The 16,329-nt window shown below is 47.9% G+C and carries 12 protein-coding genes; 10 read left to right on the plus strand and 2 right to left on the minus strand.

Annotation, left to right across the window (positions count from 1 at the left end; all coding sequences use genetic code 11):
* Nucleotides 1-144: 144 nt before the first annotated feature.
* The 3 genes from BCT27_RS01550 to BCT27_RS01565 all read left to right on the plus strand — a co-directional run bounded on the left by BCT27_RS01550 (nt 145) and on the right by BCT27_RS01565 (nt 3,647).
* Nucleotides 145-1,149 carry a sialic acid TRAP transporter substrate-binding protein SiaP gene (locus BCT27_RS01550; RefSeq protein WP_102394842.1) on the plus strand — a complete coding sequence of 335 codons (1,005 nt, stop codon included), beginning with the start codon at nt 145-147 and terminating at the stop codon, nt 1,147-1,149.
* 635 nt (nt 1,150-1,784) lie between these two features.
* Nucleotides 1,785-1,994, plus strand: coding sequence for a transcription antiterminator/RNA stability regulator CspE (cspE, locus tag BCT27_RS01560; protein ID WP_005423776.1), 210 nt, complete (start codon nt 1,785-1,787; stop codon nt 1,992-1,994).
* Nucleotides 1,995-2,675: 681 nt separating this feature from the next.
* Complete coding sequence (locus BCT27_RS01565; protein ID WP_102394843.1) at nt 2,676-3,647, plus strand: hypothetical protein; 972 nt, start codon at nt 2,676-2,678, stop codon at nt 3,645-3,647.
* A 127-nt stretch (nt 3,648-3,774) separates the two neighbouring features.
* Here BCT27_RS01565 and BCT27_RS01570 read toward each other — a convergent pair whose 3' ends face one another.
* Complete coding sequence (locus BCT27_RS01570) at nt 3,775-4,980, minus strand: pyridoxal-phosphate-dependent aminotransferase family protein (protein ID WP_102394844.1); 1,206 nt, start codon at nt 4,978-4,980, stop codon at nt 3,775-3,777.
* A 544-nt stretch (nt 4,981-5,524) separates the two neighbouring features.
* Here BCT27_RS01570 and BCT27_RS01575 point away from each other — a divergent pair.
* The 3 genes from BCT27_RS01575 (at nt 5,525) to BCT27_RS01585 (ending at nt 9,094) form a co-directional block, all read left to right on the plus strand.
* Nucleotides 5,525-5,911: a hypothetical protein gene (locus BCT27_RS01575; RefSeq protein ID WP_102394845.1), complete on the plus strand. Its 387-nt coding sequence runs from the start codon at nt 5,525-5,527 to the stop codon at nt 5,909-5,911.
* A 228-nt stretch (nt 5,912-6,139) separates the two neighbouring features.
* Entirely contained in the window at nt 6,140-7,003 is an 864-nt protein-coding gene (locus tag BCT27_RS01580; RefSeq protein ID WP_102394846.1) for a LysR family transcriptional regulator, read from the plus strand.
* A gap of 465 nt (nt 7,004-7,468) precedes the next feature.
* Entirely contained in the window at nt 7,469-9,094 is a 1,626-nt protein-coding gene (locus BCT27_RS01585) for a methyl-accepting chemotaxis protein (RefSeq protein WP_102391062.1), read from the plus strand.
* A 138-nt stretch (nt 9,095-9,232) separates the two neighbouring features.
* On the opposite strand, the gene BCT27_RS01590 is transcribed toward BCT27_RS01585, so the two are convergent.
* Nucleotides 9,233-10,114 (minus strand): LysR family transcriptional regulator, encoded by an 882-nt coding sequence (locus BCT27_RS01590; protein ID WP_102394847.1) that lies wholly within the window; start codon nt 10,112-10,114, stop codon nt 9,233-9,235.
* A gap of 106 nt (nt 10,115-10,220) precedes the next feature.
* On the opposite strand from BCT27_RS01590, the gene BCT27_RS01595 reads away from it, so the two are divergent.
* From BCT27_RS01595 to BCT27_RS01615, 4 genes are all read left to right on the plus strand, one after another.
* A complete protein-coding gene (locus BCT27_RS01595; protein ID WP_017012056.1) occupies nt 10,221-10,724 on the plus strand; it encodes a lactoylglutathione lyase family protein in 504 nt (167 codons plus the stop codon).
* Nucleotides 10,725-10,965: 241 nt separating this feature from the next.
* Entirely contained in the window at nt 10,966-12,165 is a 1,200-nt protein-coding gene (locus tag BCT27_RS01600; RefSeq protein ID WP_102394848.1) for a putative manganese transporter, read from the plus strand.
* Between the two features lie 489 nt (nt 12,166-12,654).
* Nucleotides 12,655-13,965 carry a dicarboxylate/amino acid:cation symporter gene (locus BCT27_RS01605; protein ID WP_017012058.1) on the plus strand — a complete coding sequence of 437 codons (1,311 nt, stop codon included), beginning with the start codon at nt 12,655-12,657 and terminating at the stop codon, nt 13,963-13,965.
* 341 nt (nt 13,966-14,306) lie between these two features.
* Entirely contained in the window at nt 14,307-15,938 is a 1,632-nt protein-coding gene (locus BCT27_RS01615; protein WP_102391059.1) for a BCCT family transporter, read from the plus strand.
* The last annotated feature ends 391 nt before the right edge of the window (nt 15,939-16,329 follow it).

Consider the following 16,329-nt stretch of genomic DNA (forward strand, 5'->3'; position numbering starts at 1 on the left):
AGATTGTTAACCAAATCGGTCAAATAAAATGTGAGTCATTTGAGGCATTGTGTTGTCGTGTGACCTAGCATTATTGATAGGAGTATTAGGGATAGCGTGATCGGATTGCGCGGAATTGAAAGCCATCAGACAGGGTCAATGAAAATGGAAGTAAAAGAACCTTTATCAAAACGTCATGTTAAACGCTGCCTAATAGGTGTGGCTGCTGCACTGGTTATAGGGGCGTCTAGCCTCGCGACAGCGGCTGACATCAAGCTCAGAATGTCTGCGCCGGCGTCTGCTACCGATCAACGTGCGGTAGCGATGACGGCAGTGTTTGGTGAGGCGGTCGCGCCATTTGCTGATTTTGAAGGACATTGGAACAGTTCTTTGTTCAAGCAGGGGACGGATCTGGAAGCCATTGCGCGTGGCAACCTAGACATGACGATCACTTCTGCTCAGGAATTGGCAGAGTTCATTCCTGAGTTTTCAATTTTCTCCGCAGGTTATGTTCACCGTGATGCGGAACATCAGCAGCGGGTGTTTGCTGCCGATTTTATGGCGCCATTAAAAGAAAAAGTCGAAGCCTTATTGGACGTGAAGCTGTTGAGTGTGATGTACCTTGGGCGACGTCATCTGAACCTGCGGACGGAGCAAGAGGTGAAAACACCTGCGGATTTGAAAGGGGTGAAATTACGCATGCCGGGCAGTGACGCATGGCAATTCCTTGGGCGTGCTTTGGGTGCGAGCCCTACCCCCATGGCATTTGCAGAGGTGTATACGGGTTTGCAAACCGGCACTGTGGATGGTCAAGATAACCCATTACCAACCAGTAAAGATGCGAAGTTCTATGAAGTCACCAATCAAATCGTGCTGACAGGGCACTTGGTCGACTTGAACTACATCGCTATCTCTAAAAAGGTGTTTGATAGGCTGACAGTCGACCAGCAAGTGATTGTTCAAAAGGCGGCTGACGATGCGGCTGAATCAGCGCGTCAAAAGCAACTTACGTTAGAAGCAAAACTGGCGCAGTTCTTTATCGATAAGGGAATGAACGTGTATGAGCCCGATTTGGACGCATTCCAAAGCACGGTTCAAGCGGCCTATTTAGAGTCTGATTACGCCAAGCAATGGCCAGATGGTTTGCTTGAGAAAATCAACGCGCTGTAAATCGTTTAATACCTCTTTCAACCGCTGCCCTGATGTTGTCCAACACTCAGTGTGGCGGTGTTAATTTTTTGGGCACCGTGACCACGAAAAATCGCCCTGTGCTTGGTCGAATTTCCTTCGAAAAATGCGCCATATTCTCATTGATGATGTCAGCGTTATTGATGGTGTCGTGCACCTTGAGAAAGTGTCTGAACGCCTTTAAAAACGTGGGCAGGTCGTAAATGAGATCTCCATCCCATAAACGCTTGTACGTTGCAATGTGACGGCTCGCTGTCTATGCCTACGAAAAAATTTATTGAACCATCTTATCTCTGGTACAGATTGCCATACCTTATTGATTAAAAAAGCACCAATCGGGACTAATGAAATAAGTAGTAGGTCACGATCCGTCCAGTTAGAGTGAAAAAGTGAAAATAACCCTTTACTAATCTCTCGGCTACGGTATTATTCGCCTCGCTCTGTATGTTCAGATTTATTAATGGAACTTCAAGCCAAAGTAAAACCTCAAGATTTCTTCGTAACCGTGGTTATCCTTAGTGTTTCCCTTAGCTTCATCGTCACATTCAATAATTCAAGCGCCAGTGCCTCGCATTATCGCGAAAATTTATTATCAACTAAATATTAAGGGACACATTATGTCTAAGACTACTGGTATCGTTAAGTGGTTCAACGAAGAGAAAGGTTTCGGTTTCATTACTCAAGACAACGGCGGTGCTGACGTATTCGTTCACTTCCGTGCTATCGCTTCTGAAGGCTTCAAAACTTTGGCTGAAGGCCAAAAAGTATCTTTCGAAGTTGAGCAAGGCCAAAAAGGCCCACAAGCTGCTAACGTAGTAGCTCTGTAATTTCGAAAGGCGGCGTAGGTAGCTTGCTACTTACGCCTCTTTTTTATCTAGCGTTTCACTCCTCGTAACTCGCTTTAGTTTTACCCATTCCATCAGCGACATCCCCATTATTTTTATCGTCTTCTAGCAAAAATTATTAACTCCCCAAATATCTCTTTTCCATATTTGTCTTCCAGTTACATATTTCTCAGCTATATTTCTATAAATAACAATGAAAATCATGACGTTGCCGTGCAATGCTCACGATGAGAACTCAGCGCCTAGCTTGGTTTTATGCTGATCAGAAACAGTAAGGAAGAATATGTCACGTTCAACAGGTCGAAAACGATTTTGGTTCCAACAAACCCGTGAAGACAACGCGATTAAAACCTTTAAATCACGTTCGAAAAAGTAAGCCCAGGGCGTTTCCTCCCATTCAAGTAAACGCCTTCACCGCTGCAACGATTTGCTACCTCTTTAAGTTCCCCCCGTTCACCAACAGCACAGGATCGTGGTATTGGGTTTCCCAATGCATCCTTGCGCGACCTTCATCACCTATCGATTGTTTGATGTAACCCAGTAAGCGTTTTGTTGATTCGCCCCTAATTTCTTGTTACTCACTGGCCTTCCACACCGCGATTTTCTCAAATTAAGCTACTCTTTTAACTGCAAATCCTTGAAATGGTATCTGAGATTTAGAGATTGGAAGCGAAGCTGCGAAAGACCGTCACTGCAGTCAATCGACATTGGCATGTAGAACTTATTGGCACTGATATGTTTTGGTGCGATATTCTTGTGGATGCTAAATTTTCCGCAGAAAGTGAACAGCTCAGCCAATACGTTGTCGATTACCGTGATAACTTGAAACACCACATTGAAGATGTGTTGGGCGAAGCACGTCTTTATCTGATGTGCGTGCGTGAAAAAGTGCGCTTCAATTCCTTCAAAAAACCCAGCTACAACCCGTTTACGCGAAAGATGAAGTTTCATTTTTTGGTGGGAGAGGCTCGCCGAAGAGTGTCATTGAAGGTTGATGTTCGAAAGCACTTTTTTCCTGACTTAGCCCATCCCAAAGTCTTCCTTGAATCCAAATTCATTACGCTGCTGAAAAACGAAAAAGACAACATCACGTTGTCGGTGCATGATTTCTTGTCTGCAATCGGTGCTGACCTTGGGTTGGATAGCCGAGTTGTGTCATCAGGCTACAGCCGTTCCCCTTATTGGGGGGGGGAAGAAGGGGCGTTAGTCATGCTGCAGCGCCAAGCTGCAAGGTTTACCAGCGACGACAAAGACCTCGTGGTTTATATCAATGAATACAACATGTCGCTCTTCAGCAACAAGACACGCGCTTTGGATCAGTCAGGTCGCAACATTACTGAGTTTTCTGATGAATCAATAGACATGTCATTCATGATGCTTTCACGCAGTTTTAGCTTGTACTTTTTGGGCTGCGATGCGGAAGCCTCTGTGGAGGTGAAAAATGCGATGGCTAACATCTCACGATATTTAACCCGGAATCAGATTCACCGCATCACGGTGGACCATGCTTATGAGCAAGACGGCGAGTACCTAAGGTTGTGCTCGCAGGAAGTAGAAACGTCTCCAAGCCATGTGTTCACTGTATTGATGGAGCATGGGAAAGTGGTGCTGGATCGCGGCGAGATCTACGATTAAGCGTTCGAGAAAGTGTTGGTTAAATGTTCGCCCAATGCTGACAAAACAAACGCTATTGAAACAAATTCAATCAAAAACGGCAGCCCTTCGTGGCTGCCGTTTTTAGTCTTGTTTACTGGTGTCATTGTTATGCAAACACGGGGCGATATTCCTGCAAGGTTTTCTCTAGCATGGCGACACCTCTAGGTAGGTTTGCCTGACCGTCAAGCGCTTGTATTGTCGAGCCTAATGCATGAATGGTTCGGAATATGTTATGCACGCGACATTGTTCGCCCATTTGCCCAATACGAATAATGTCTAGGCCAAATGAGCCCGAAATTTCAACGCGAAACTCACGGGAAATGTGGCTCAATATGTCTTTCTGATTCAACCCTTTTGGTACATGAATACCGACGACGGAATTCAATCGTGATGCTGTATCAACACAGAGGTCTAGCCCCAAACCTTCAATGCCTGCTTGAAGTGCCAATGAGCATTTCAAGTGGCGGTCAAAGCGCGCTTGTAGCGTTTCTTCGCAGATCAGACGCAATGCTTCGTGAATCGCCATGATGCCGGATACTGGCGCGGTGTAATGGTAAGAGCTTTGGTACCAGAATTTATCGGCAAGTTTGGCGTCCAAGCACCAGTGGCGGAGGGTGTCTTCTCGGGTGGTGATTTTTTCCCACGCGTTATCTGAGAAGGCCACCAGTGAAACGCCGGGGATACAACTTAATCCTTTCTGACCGCCCGTAATCACTGCATCAACGCCCCATTCATCCATGTCTAATGGCATGGTGCTGAGTGTGCACACCGCATCAACGATGACGAGACAATTTGCCGCTTTCGCTGCACGACAAATCGCGGGCAAGTCGTGGTTATAGACGGTATTCGATGTCTCACCTTGTACGATGGTCAGGACTTTGGGTTGGTGCTTGGCTATGGCGCGTGCCACGGTGTTGGGATCTGCGGCTAATCCTTCTTCGACGAGAAGGCGCGTTACATTGCCGCCGACACGGTCAGACATTTCAGCAAGGCGACCACTGAAGAACCCATTACTGACCGATAACACTGCATCGCCAGGGGCGACTAAGTTGGCTACGGCCATTTCCATGGCAGCGGAGCCTGGGCCTGCAACGCCCATAATGTGTGTCGAGTCGGTTTGAAACACGTAGCGAGACATGGCTTTTACCTGCTCGATAATACGTGACATGGTTTCACCAAGGTGATTGATCACGATGCCATTGGCGGCGGCCACTTTGGCTGGAATCGGCACAGGGCCTGCACCCATCATTAGTAAAGGTTCATCTGGCAATATGGTGTCTAATGATTCAACGATTGGGGCAGATATGCGCACGCGATACTCCTGTTTACCGGACAGCGTGACCTCATGAGGGTCTATTGCACTATCTCGGCGATGTTCATGTTCCCCACACACATTAAAAATGCAGCGCTTCCTGCATGTAAAGTTTGTCTGGGTATTTTTAAATGGTTTCAAATTCCAACGACTGTCTTGGCATCTTAGAGCAGACAGGTTGTTATTCCTATCCCTCCGTTGTCTCAAGTCCCCGATCTTGTGGGGAATTAATGCTAAACGGTGCGTCACTGTCGATTGACTGAGGGCTATTGAAGAGAGGTTTCGGTGCTCAGGAACCCTTCTTGAGTCTCTTTGATCGAACACGTGTCCAAGGCATCGCGTCTTACACTTTTCTAAAAGCAACTGACGACCAGAGTAACTATCCACCAGAGTAACGGTTCACGAAAGCAGCTAGGTTGCACGTGAATATCTAGGTTTCACGGGAACAGCTAGTTTCACACGAACAATGCCGTTGAAAGATAAAGCACCGTTGAAATACAAAACGGAAACCATAAACCAGCCTCAATACGAATAAGGAGGCAAGATGTTGGATGTATGGAGTGATTTTCTGATGGGTGGCGCTTGGGGCGCTTGGCTCGCGTTTTACTTAGAGCGGCTGTATGCGAGGCAGGTAACCTTCATTAATTTGAGCGTGTTTGTCCTATGGGGTCGAAGTTACAAAGCGAACTGGCGCTTAGCGAAAATGCTCAATGTTGTTTTGCTGTCAGTCTTTCTGTTTGCTGCTTCTGCGGTGATGGGGATGTGGGTCGGTCATTGGGGATATTTCATTCTTGGCTGGTGTTTGGGTCATGGTGTGCATGCATTGGCACGGTTGAGTGCTTCTCGGCATAAGATTCAACATCAACATCAACAAGAGCAAGAACGACACGATAAAACTCGTTTCCATCGCCGACACAAAGCGCATAAATAGCGTATTCTCACGCAGCATAAAAATGCCCAGTCTGTCTGGGCATTTTTATGCCACGAAAGGGCGGCAATGCTGGAACGTCGGTGTTAACGGTTAGCATTGGGTGAACAAATTAAACCCAAAGGCACCGTTAGGGCGCATACCCATGTAAAATTGTGTCGTTAACCCTTGACCGCATCGGCTTTTTGCCCGATAACGCATCTTAATATTTTTTATGGTTTTAGAGCTGAGATGGATACAGATTTACTGCGCACATTTTTAGAAGTGAACAAGACTCGTCATTTTGGCCGAGCTGCGACAAACTTGTATTTAACCCAATCTGCGGTGAGTTTTCGTATCCGTCAGCTTGAGATCAAACTCGGTACGCCCGTCTTTACCCGTAAACGTGGCGATTTACGCCTGACAGCCGCGGGTGAGCGCTTTGTACCGTATGCAGAAAGCATTCTCCAAACGTGGGGACGCGCGCGCCAGGATGTGGCGCTGACGGACAGCTACCAGCAGCAATTGACGGTTGGTGCGACCTCGCTGATTTGGGAAATCGACAACAGCAGCGAATGGCTAGAGCAAGTTGAAGCGATTCAGCCGGAATGGGCGTTGCGTACGGAGTCTCTAAGCCGTCAGCAAATCTCCAATGCATTGCTTGAGAAACAAGTCGATGTGGTGTTGACCAGCGAGCCGCCAAAATTGGCAGACTTACAGCAAGTCCGTTTGACAGATTTCAACTTGGTGTTGGTTTCAAGCGAGCCAGAACAAACCATGGAAACCATTGGCGCCTTGCCGCTGGTTTACCTTGATTGGGGCACACGTTTTTCAGTGGAGCACAGCCGCATCCCTTCGTTGCAAAGAACGCCTGTGCTGCATAGCCACGGCTGCCAACCTGCGACCAAGTTTTTGCTTAACCGTGGTGGTGTCGGTTACTTGCCATCCACCATCGCTCAGCCTTGGATTGATGCGGGTAAACTGTACCTCGTGGAAGACAGTCCAGCGATGGAAAACGAGCTCTTCATGGTGTGGTTGTCTGGGAACGAAAAACACGAAGACATTAACTCACTTGTTGATGCGTTCACTGAACAAGCCGTGCGCGATTTCGGATAAATTGACGCGACATTTTTCATAAAAAAAGCGCCCATTGGAGGCGCTTTTTTTATGCTCAAATAACAAACGCACTGTCTTTTGTTTAAGCCCCAGCGTTGCTTGCTCAAATATTCATCAACCTAATGCGCTCGCGATCGATTTTAGTGCATGAAATGGGTTCTTGAACGTGGCTAAAACAGCGGTGGCACTCGGAGAAAGCGTTGTATATGTCTGGTTTGTTAGATGTTTTTAGTTGGGTTTGTTTGCTGAAAATACCTTTTCAGGGTTGGTTTTAGGGAATGCAATGTCGATGAATCTAAGCATGCGAACAGCAAGGTTTTTTTGACACTGTAGCCATGCATTTGACGATCGAACATGCTGTTCAAAATAAATCCAAATAAACGTATTCTCCCTATTGGAATTGGGTGATCTAGGTCGCATAATGCGCTCGATTTTTAATGAGTGGTTCGCGGGAAGATTAAACAAATGTCACTTAACAATATTTCTATTCGGCATCAGATTCTGATCCCGATCCTCCTTTTAGTACTGAGTGTCTCTGCGGTTTTAATTTTTGCAAAAAGTGAAGTGGAAGCTTCGTTGGTTGCAACAAGCCAAACAGCCCGTCAGGTTGTCAAAGATAAAGATGCGATTGCAAAACTCGCGGACCTCGCTTGGGCTATGCGTGTCGAAGCGATTTACGGCATTTACGATGCTGATCGTGCGAAAAACATGGATCGCAACGTGGCGGATTTAGCGAATGAGGCATTGACCACATTACGCAACATGGGTCACTCAGATCAGCTTCGCCAAGTGTCGCAAGACCTTGAACGCAGCATCAGCGATTACACGCGTTACACCAACGTAAAAGCGCAACCAACCATTGAAGCGTACTTTAACGCGCAGGTGGATGATAAAAGCTATCAAGCCATGGTCAGTGAATATCGCGTGATGGGCGCAGACATGATGAAAGCCGTGAGTGATATGTCTGCATTCATCAATCCGTTGGTGGAAAACGACCTCGAAATGTCGGATGAAAACAGCGAGAACATGGTGATCACCACGGGTTCTGTGCTGATGATGGCAATGTTGGTCGCGATGATCATTGGCTGGTGGTTGTCTGGTGTTATCGTGAAACCACTGTCTGAATTACAACATGTGATGCGTAAGTTGTCGCAAGGCGACTTGAATGCAAAAGCATCAGATGAAGGCACCAATGAGTTAGCGCGCTTGGGACGTGATACGAACCAGACCGTTGACCAACTGCGTCGTACTGTCACGACGTTGTTCAGTATCAGCGATGAAGTGGCTGCTGCATCAACAGAGTTGGCGGCGGTTATGACGCAATCGAGCGTGAATGCACAGCAAGAGCAAGGCGAAATTGAACAAGTAGCCTCTGCGGTCACTGAGCTATCGAGCACGGCTGACAATGTGTCTGATAACGCGGTGAATGCCGATCATGCTGCGCGTCAAACTGATGAACTGGCGTCTCAAGGGCTGTCGATTTTCGAGCAAAGCTCTCAAGCCGCGGTGCAAATGGCGGAATCCATTGAGAACACGGCAACCGTCGTTACGACGCTGCGCGAGCAATCTGTTCGCATTAGCCACGTGGTTGAAGTGATCCGTGGTATTTCTGAGCAGACTAACTTGTTGGCGCTGAATGCGGCGATTGAAGCGGCGCGTGCCGGTCATTCTGGTCGTGGTTTTGCGGTAGTTGCAGACGAAGTTCGTATGCTGGCTGCGCGCACTGAAGCGTCGACCAAAGAAATTCAACAAATCATCGAAGGTCTTCAGCATCAAGCTGCGCAAGCGGGCGATAGCATGGGCACTTGCATGGATGTGTTGGCGCGTACACAAGAGTTGAGCCAACAAGCGAATGAAGCGCTAAATGGTATTACACGCTCAGTGGCACAAATTACAGACATGAACACCTTGGTGGCGACGGCAGCGGAACAACAGTCCGCTGTCACGCAGGATATTCACCGCAATATCACCAACATGTCGAGCATCGTGACGCAAAATGTTACCGGTATCAGCCAGAGCGCACAGGCCAGCCAAGAGTTGTCTGAGCTGGCAGAAAGCCAAAAACAAGAACTGTCGTTCTTCCGCGTGTAATTCGCTTTTTGTGCGCGTCTTTACGGACTATTAGTGCGCAAGGACGCGTGGATGCGCGTTACGAATATGCGTATATGTTGAGTGATACACCAAGCCGCCCTGATGGAAACATCAGGGCGTTTTTTTGGTTGAGAAGCGCTAGTGCATCGCCTGTTCAATGAGTGCGATAACGGGCTCGTAACGTTGTGGCAATGCGCGATGGCGTTTTTGCGCCAAATAGACGGTCTGCGATATGGGTTTTTCTAGCGCAAAACAGGCAAGCGCTTTCGGTGCTGAGAAGCCATCAATGACACCGGTGGGGAGAACAGTGAACCCGAGTCCTTTGGAGACAGGCAATAAAATCTGCGCGAGTTGGTTTACATAACCGCTGATTTTCATCGACTCCAAACCACGGTATTGTGCGGCGAAATTGGCGGTAAACACCAAGTCAGCATAATGCTGTCCATCCGGATGATTGATATAGCCCAGTGCAATCAAGCCTGCGTAGTCATTGCTTTCGATGTTTGCGGTAACAGGCACGACAATACTGAGGTCTTCCTCTCCCAGAGGGTTTTCCAAAATGGACGGATGATCAATGCGTTGGGTGCTGATCCCAATATCGATAAGGTTTTCCATGAGGTAATGACGAATACGTTCAGCAGGTGCGGCCTCGAGGTGAATCGACAAATCAGGATGCTGCTTTTGATGTGCAAGCAAGAGTGGATAAAGTGTCATAGCCATGGTGCCAGAACAAGCAATACGAATGCTGCCTTGATGAGGACTGTCCGCTTTTAGTCGAGCTAGGAAATCATCTTGCTGCTGTTTTTGCTCTGCTACAAATGCCATCAACATCATGCCGGCTTGGGTCAGCTCAAATTGTTTGCCTTCTCGATAGATCAGCACTTCACCTAATTCGGCTTCCAATTTCTTAATGTGCTGACTGACCCCAGGTTGTGTCATAAAAAGACGCTCAGCCGTTTGTGTAAAGCTGCTCGTCTCCGCCAAGGTTTCAAACGTATTGAGCCATTTTGGGTTCAGCATGTTTCACCATAAATTAAAATTATCGATATAAGAATAAACCATAATTTTAAAGCCGGGAATGGGGTAAGTAGACTGAGTGCATTCAATAAGAAGAGAGGACACTCACATGCAAATGCCTTACCCACGTACTTTTTCACACATTGGTATTTCCGTACCGGATCTTGAAGCGGCCGTGAAATTTTACACGGAAGTACTTGGTTGGTATCTCATCATGGAGCCGACTGAGATCGTTGAAGACGACTCTGCGATTGGCGAAATGTGTACCGATGTTTTTGGATCTGGCTGGGAATCATTCCGCATTGCGCACCTTTCAACAGGTGACCGTATCGGCGTCGAGCTTTTCCAATTTAAGAATCAAGAAAACCCGAAAGATAACTTCGAATACTGGAAAACAGGGGTGTTCCACTTCTGTGTGCAAGACCCGAATGTTGAAGAATTGGCGGAGAAAATTGTGGCGGCTGGCGGTAAGAAGCGCATGAAAGCGCCACGTTATTACTACCCAGGTGAAAAGCCTTACCGCATGATCTACATGGAAGACCCGTTCGGCAATATCCTAGAAATTTATAGCCACAGCTATGAACTGCATTACGCGGCGGGTGCTTACAAGTAAATTGATCAACCCACTATAGATTGCCCTGTTGAGAGCACGATGCTCAATGGGGCGTTTTTGTCTTTGCTTTCTTTTCTCAGCACGCCACGCTTTCTCGCATCTCGCATCTCGCATCTCGCATCTCGCATCTCGCATCTCGCACCTCAAGATCGAGCAATCCATCAAAAACAAAGTTGCAATTTCTAACTTTTAAATTATATTGATAATCATTCTCATTAAGATTTAAAGGTTAAGGCCAAGAATGACAACACTTGTCTCTAAATATCTTTTGCCCATTGTAAAACAGCAAGACTGGACGCTAAAAAATCGTCGCTTGGTATTTCCTGCGGTTTTGATGGCTTTGCTGATGGCGGCGCCTACCCGTGCATTAAGTTTGAGTGTGTTGTCTGATGCTTTTTGGCAAGTTGCCGCGTATGTGGCGGCGACCTTAGCGCTGTTTCACTATTTAACCGACAAATTTGACCGACAAGGGACATGGACGAAGCAACTCTCAACGCGGAGCTCGCTGCAAGTATTGTTCGCCGCATTTATGGGGGCGCTCCCTGGGTGCGGCGGCGCGATTGTGGTGATTACCCAATATGTTCGCGGTAACTTGAGTTTTGGTGCCGTCGTTGCTGTGTTAACTGCCACCATGGGAGATGCGGCATTCTTGTTGCTCGCGACCCGCCCCATGGACGGTTTTATGATGGTGGGGTTGGGCTTTGTGGTTGGCCTGATATCAGGTGTGGTTGTTGATCGTATCCATGGGCGTGATTTTCTTCGTCCAAACGTCGCACGCAGCAAACACCTAGATTCCAGTGATGAATCAGAGGCAGCGCTATCTGGACACGGGTTTATTAATGCCCAAGGTCGGTTTTGGCAGTGGCTTGTTTTACCTGCCATGGTGATGGCGCTGCTCGGATCATTTCAATTGGATACGGATAGTGTGTTTCGCTTACCAGCAGGGACATCCGAAATGCTAGGGGCGGCATTGGCGGTGATTACCGTGACGTTTTGGTCGTTGCAACGGGAAGTGAATACCTACGAATCAGTGGTGGGTGAAGATCCAAAATGCCGTCAATCGCACTTGTTCCAGCGTGTTGCGCAAGACACTAACTTTGTGACGGTGTGGGTGATTGCTGCTTTCCTTGCATTTGAATTGACGATATTGGGGCTAGACATTGAACTGTCAAACGTCTTTGGCGGATGGGGCGCATTGATGCCGTTCATGGGTGTCGCGGTTGGGCTATTGCCGGGGTGTGGCCCTCAAATCTTAGTGACCAGCTTGTACATCAGTGGTGCAGTGCCGATGTCTGCGCAAGTCGGAAACGCGATCTCGAATGATGGTGATGCGCTATTTCCCGCCATTGCGCTCGCACCCAAAGCGGCGATGATGGCAACGCTGTATTCAACAGTGCCCGCACTCATTGCAGCGTACAGCTACTTTTTCCTTTTCGAATAGTCTTTTCTGAATCGTCCTTTTGGATGGGCGTCACGCCCCGATTTGGCCGTCGATTGATTATCCAGAGAGAGGGGGACCTCTCTCTTTTTTTGTCCAAATGCTCACTTCTCTCGCTCGCCCGTCTTCAGTGTTGCTCGCCACCATCACCATGCTCGCCACCATTGTTGTCTCTTTCACTGGCGACGAGTGCCTCTTCCTTTTTACGTTATCTTCATGCTGATGCTTTGCTCTTGTGTGACCGCTAGGCAGGGGGCTGATGACGTGTCTAAATCTCTGAACATTCAGCGAGATTAAAAAACACACAGACTTACGCACTTATTGTTATTTCTTTGTTTTCAATGTGTTGCTCGCCCCTGCCGGATGTGTGACGTGGCGCAAAAAAGGTGATCGAGACCCAAAAAAGGACTTCATGCTATATGCAAAGACACTGCTACTCTCTTGGCAAAATATTGTGACAAGAAAGTAAATTTTAGAGAGGAGTATTCTGGGATGAATACGGAAACAAAAAAGATGTCCTTAACGACTCGCGTTCTTGTGGGCATGGTAATGGGTATTGTTACCGGGTTTGCGATTCGCTTTCTGTTTGCTGATGAAGGCTTCGTAAATAGCTACATCGTCAATGGATTATTCGATGTTGGTGGCCAGATTTTTGTTGCCAGTTTGAAGATGCTGGTTGTGCCATTGGTGTTTGTTTCGTTGGTTTGTGGTACCAGCGCACTGAAAGACATCGCGACCCTTGGCCGTTTGGGTGGCAAAACCCTGACTTTCTACTTGGGCACCACGGCGTTGGCGATCACATTCGCGATGAGCTTGGCGCTATTGGTTGGTCCGGGCAAAGGGGCTGACCTTTCCGCAGCATCAAGTTTCCAAGCCGCTGAAGCGCCGTCGTTGGGTGAAGTCATTGTTGGCATGTTCCCAACAAACCCAATCAGTTCTATGGCTGAAGGCAACACACTACAAATCATTATTTTCGCCTTATTGTTCGGCATCGCGATCAGTGCATCGGGTAAACCGGGTGAGCGTGTGGCGGCTTTCTTCCGTGATCTGAATGAAGTGATCTTGAAGCTGGTGGCGCTGTTGATGAACCTAGCGCCTTACGGTGTGTTCTGTTTGATGGCAAAGCTGTTCACGTCACTGGGTCTCTCTGCCATTTTAAGTTTGGCTGAATACTTCTTGGTGCTAAGCAGTGCGCTGATTTTGCACGCTTTGGTCACATACACCACCTTGTTGAAAGTGTTCAGTGGCCTAAGCCCAATTACCTTCTTGAAGAAGATGGAAGATGCCATCATGTTCGCCTTCTCGACGGCGTCTTCAAACGCAACCATTCCTGTGTCAATGGAAACCACTACGCGTCGCATGGGGGCAGATAACAAGATTGCCTCGTTCACGATCCCACTAGGTGCAACCATCAACATGGACGGTACGGCGATGATGCAGGGTGTGGCGACCGTGTTTATCGCGCAAGCTTTCAACGTGGATTTGTCTTTAGCCGATTACGTGACGGTAATTTTGACCGCGACACTGGCGTCTGTCGGTACTGCGGGTGTGCCGGGCGTTGGCTTGGTGATGTTGGCGATGGTATTGAACCAAGTGGGTCTGCCGCTTGAAGGTATCGCACTGATCATGGGTGTCGACCGTCTGTTGGACATGATTCGCACCGCCGTGAACATCACTGGTGACTGTGCCGTGACCTGTATTGTGGCGAAGAGTGAAGGTGCGCTTGACCTTGATCGTTACAACGACATGAAAGCGGGTGAAGAAGACGAACGTATTGTATTCAAACCGTCTACTCAGTCGTAATTGCTCTTTTTGATGAGCGAAGAATGGGCAATATCCCGTTTTCTCGCGCTCCCCAAAACGCCGTTTATCACGGCGTTTTTTTGTGCACTTGAACGTGAATTCGTGGATTTCTCGGGGTGAACCGATTGAGATCAAAGAAGTAAACGGCTGAGATGCGCAGAATGCGCCATCCCATTGACTGTGAACGTTTTGTAGCTGACTTTGATGAAAAAGTTTGATGCTAATAAGCATTTAGTTTCATTTTACGTAGCAAATATGAAGCGTCATAGTTTCTGGTCCAAAGAAAGCACGAGAGTGTGCTTTTCTCTGCAATAGCAAAAATACAAAAATGGAGTTTAGTTGTGAGTGATAAAAGCCATGACGAGTTGATGGCGCCGGATGGTGCAGTGACCCCTATCGATACCGACTACCAAGTGGGTCAAGATAACATTGCATTGAAGATCGGCCCATTTGGCCTAGACATTCATAACCGAGTGTTTGTGGTTTCGGGTTCCTTAATCGCGCTGTTTGTTGCGGTTACTTTGCTGTTCCGAAACTCAGTAGGACCTGTATTTAGCGAGATGCGTAACACGCTGACTTCGCAAATGGATTGGTTCTTCATTTCTGCAGGTAACGTGTTTGTGTTGCTCTGCCTTGTCTTAATCGTGACGCCTTTGGGCCGAGTTCGCCTTGGTGGTACAGAAGCGAAACCTGACTACACCTACGTAGGCTGGTTCTCAATGCTGTTTGCCGCTGGCATGGGTATCGGTTTGATGTTCTATGGCGTTTCTGAGCCTTTGTCCCACTATGCTGCCTCGCTAGGCGGTGTGAATGTGGTTGATGGCGTGCGCACCGACTGGGCACCATTGGGTGCTGCGTTAGGAAGCACAGAAGCGGCGAAAGATTTGGGTATGGCTGCCACGATTTTCCACTGGGGTCTTCACCCATGGGCGATCTACGCGCTGCTTGCGTTGTCTTTGGCACTGTTCTCGTTTAACAAAGGCTTGCCACTGACTATGCGCTCTGTGTTCTACCCGTTGTTTGGTGAACGCATTTGGGGCTGGCCAGGTCACATCATCGACATCACTGCCGTTGTCGCTACCTTGTTTGGTTTGGCGACGTCATTAGGTTTCGGTGCGTCTCAGGCTGCAGCGGGTTTGAACTTCTTGTTTGGCATTCCTAATGGCACGCCAACACAAATCATCTTGATCATTGGTATCACGGGTTTGGCGTTGAGTTCTGTTGTCGCAGGTTTGGACTCTGGCGTTAAACGCTTGTCTGAAATCAATATGGGTCTGGCGACCTTGCTGATGTTGTTCGTGATTGCTGTGGGCCCAACGATGGCCATTTTCAGCAGTATCTTCACCAACATGGTGGCGTACTTCGAGAACCTGCCTGCACTGTCTATGCCGTTTGATCGCCAAGATGCGAATTACTCACAAGGCTGGACTGCGTTTTACTGGGCGTGGTGGATGTCTTGGTCTCCGTTCGTAGGTATGTTTATCGCGCGTGTTTCGCGTGGTCGTACCGTGCGTGAGTTCATCGTCTGTGTGTTGTTGATTCCAACGTCCGTCTGCGTGATTTGGATGACCACTTTTGGTACTACCGCGATTGAGCAATTGAACGACGGTTACCGTGGCGTGGTTGATGCTGCACTGCCACTGCAATTGTTCACCATGCTAGATGGTTTGCCGTTGTCGAGCATTACCTCGCTGCTGGGTATCGTGCTGGTGGTGATTTTCTTCGTGACGTCTTCGGATTCAGGTTCGCTGGTTATCGATACGATTTCTGCGGGCGGTAAAGTGGATGCCCCGATCCCACAACGCATCTTCTGGTGTACGTTTGTTGGTTTGGTGGCGATTTCACTCTTGCTGGGCGGCGGTTTATCTGCACTTCAAGCGATGGTGGTATCAACGGGTCTGCCATTCTGTATCGTACTGCTTCTCTGTGCGTTCTCACTGGTAAAAGGCTTGATGTCTGAACCACGTGCGTAATGAAACATAAAAATCCGGGTGCTTGTCGCCCGGTTTTTTTCCTCTTTTTTCTTTCCGTCTTTATTTTTCATTTTTCGTATCGGATTTTTTGCACTGCCTTTTTCTGACCGCAAGAAAATGTGAACAGAGAAGAGAGTTTGGGTGCATAACTTGACTGGCTCCTTGGCTTAAATTGGATCGATGCGGACGCATACACGCAACTTCTAAATGTGCTAACGCATAGGATGCTCTATGGACTACCTAGTATTTAGAGTTCAATGGTTGTGGTCAGGCGTCGCGGTGCTTATTGGGTAAAAAAAGAGCAATATTCACTGGAAATGTAGCGAAAGCTAGAATCAAAGTCGATCAATCTCTCACTATTGAAGCATTGAACTCTAAGGATGTGTTACAG

Origin of the sequence: Enterovibrio norvegicus (genome assembly GCF_002876705.1) — a bacterium.
In the GTDB taxonomy this organism is placed as follows: Bacteria; Pseudomonadota; Gammaproteobacteria; order Enterobacterales; family Vibrionaceae; genus Enterovibrio; species Enterovibrio norvegicus_B.

Bases quoted from the DNA above. Each gene is read 5' to 3' on its own strand.
- BCT27_RS01605 (WP_017012058.1), top strand. From the start codon at position 12,655: ATGAATACGGAAACAAAAAAGATGTCCTTAACGACTCGCGTTCTTGTG.
- BCT27_RS01585 (WP_102391062.1), top strand. From the start codon at position 7,469: ATGTCACTTAACAATATTTCTATTCGGCATCAGATTCTGATCCCGATC.
- BCT27_RS01580 (WP_102394846.1), top strand. From the start codon at position 6,140: ATGGATACAGATTTACTGCGCACATTTTTAGAAGTGAACAAGACTCGT.
- BCT27_RS01595 (WP_017012056.1), top strand. From the start codon at position 10,221: ATGCAAATGCCTTACCCACGTACTTTTTCACACATTGGTATTTCCGTA.
- cspE (WP_005423776.1), top strand. From the start codon at position 1,785: ATGTCTAAGACTACTGGTATCGTTAAGTGGTTCAACGAAGAGAAAGGT.
- BCT27_RS01600 (WP_102394848.1), top strand. From the start codon at position 10,966: ATGACAACACTTGTCTCTAAATATCTTTTGCCCATTGTAAAACAGCAA.
- BCT27_RS01550 (WP_102394842.1), top strand. From the start codon at position 145: ATGGAAGTAAAAGAACCTTTATCAAAACGTCATGTTAAACGCTGCCTA.
- BCT27_RS01590 (WP_102394847.1), bottom strand. From the start codon at position 10,114: ATGCTGAACCCAAAATGGCTCAATACGTTTGAAACCTTGGCGGAGACG.
- BCT27_RS01575 (WP_102394845.1), top strand. From the start codon at position 5,525: ATGTTGGATGTATGGAGTGATTTTCTGATGGGTGGCGCTTGGGGCGCT.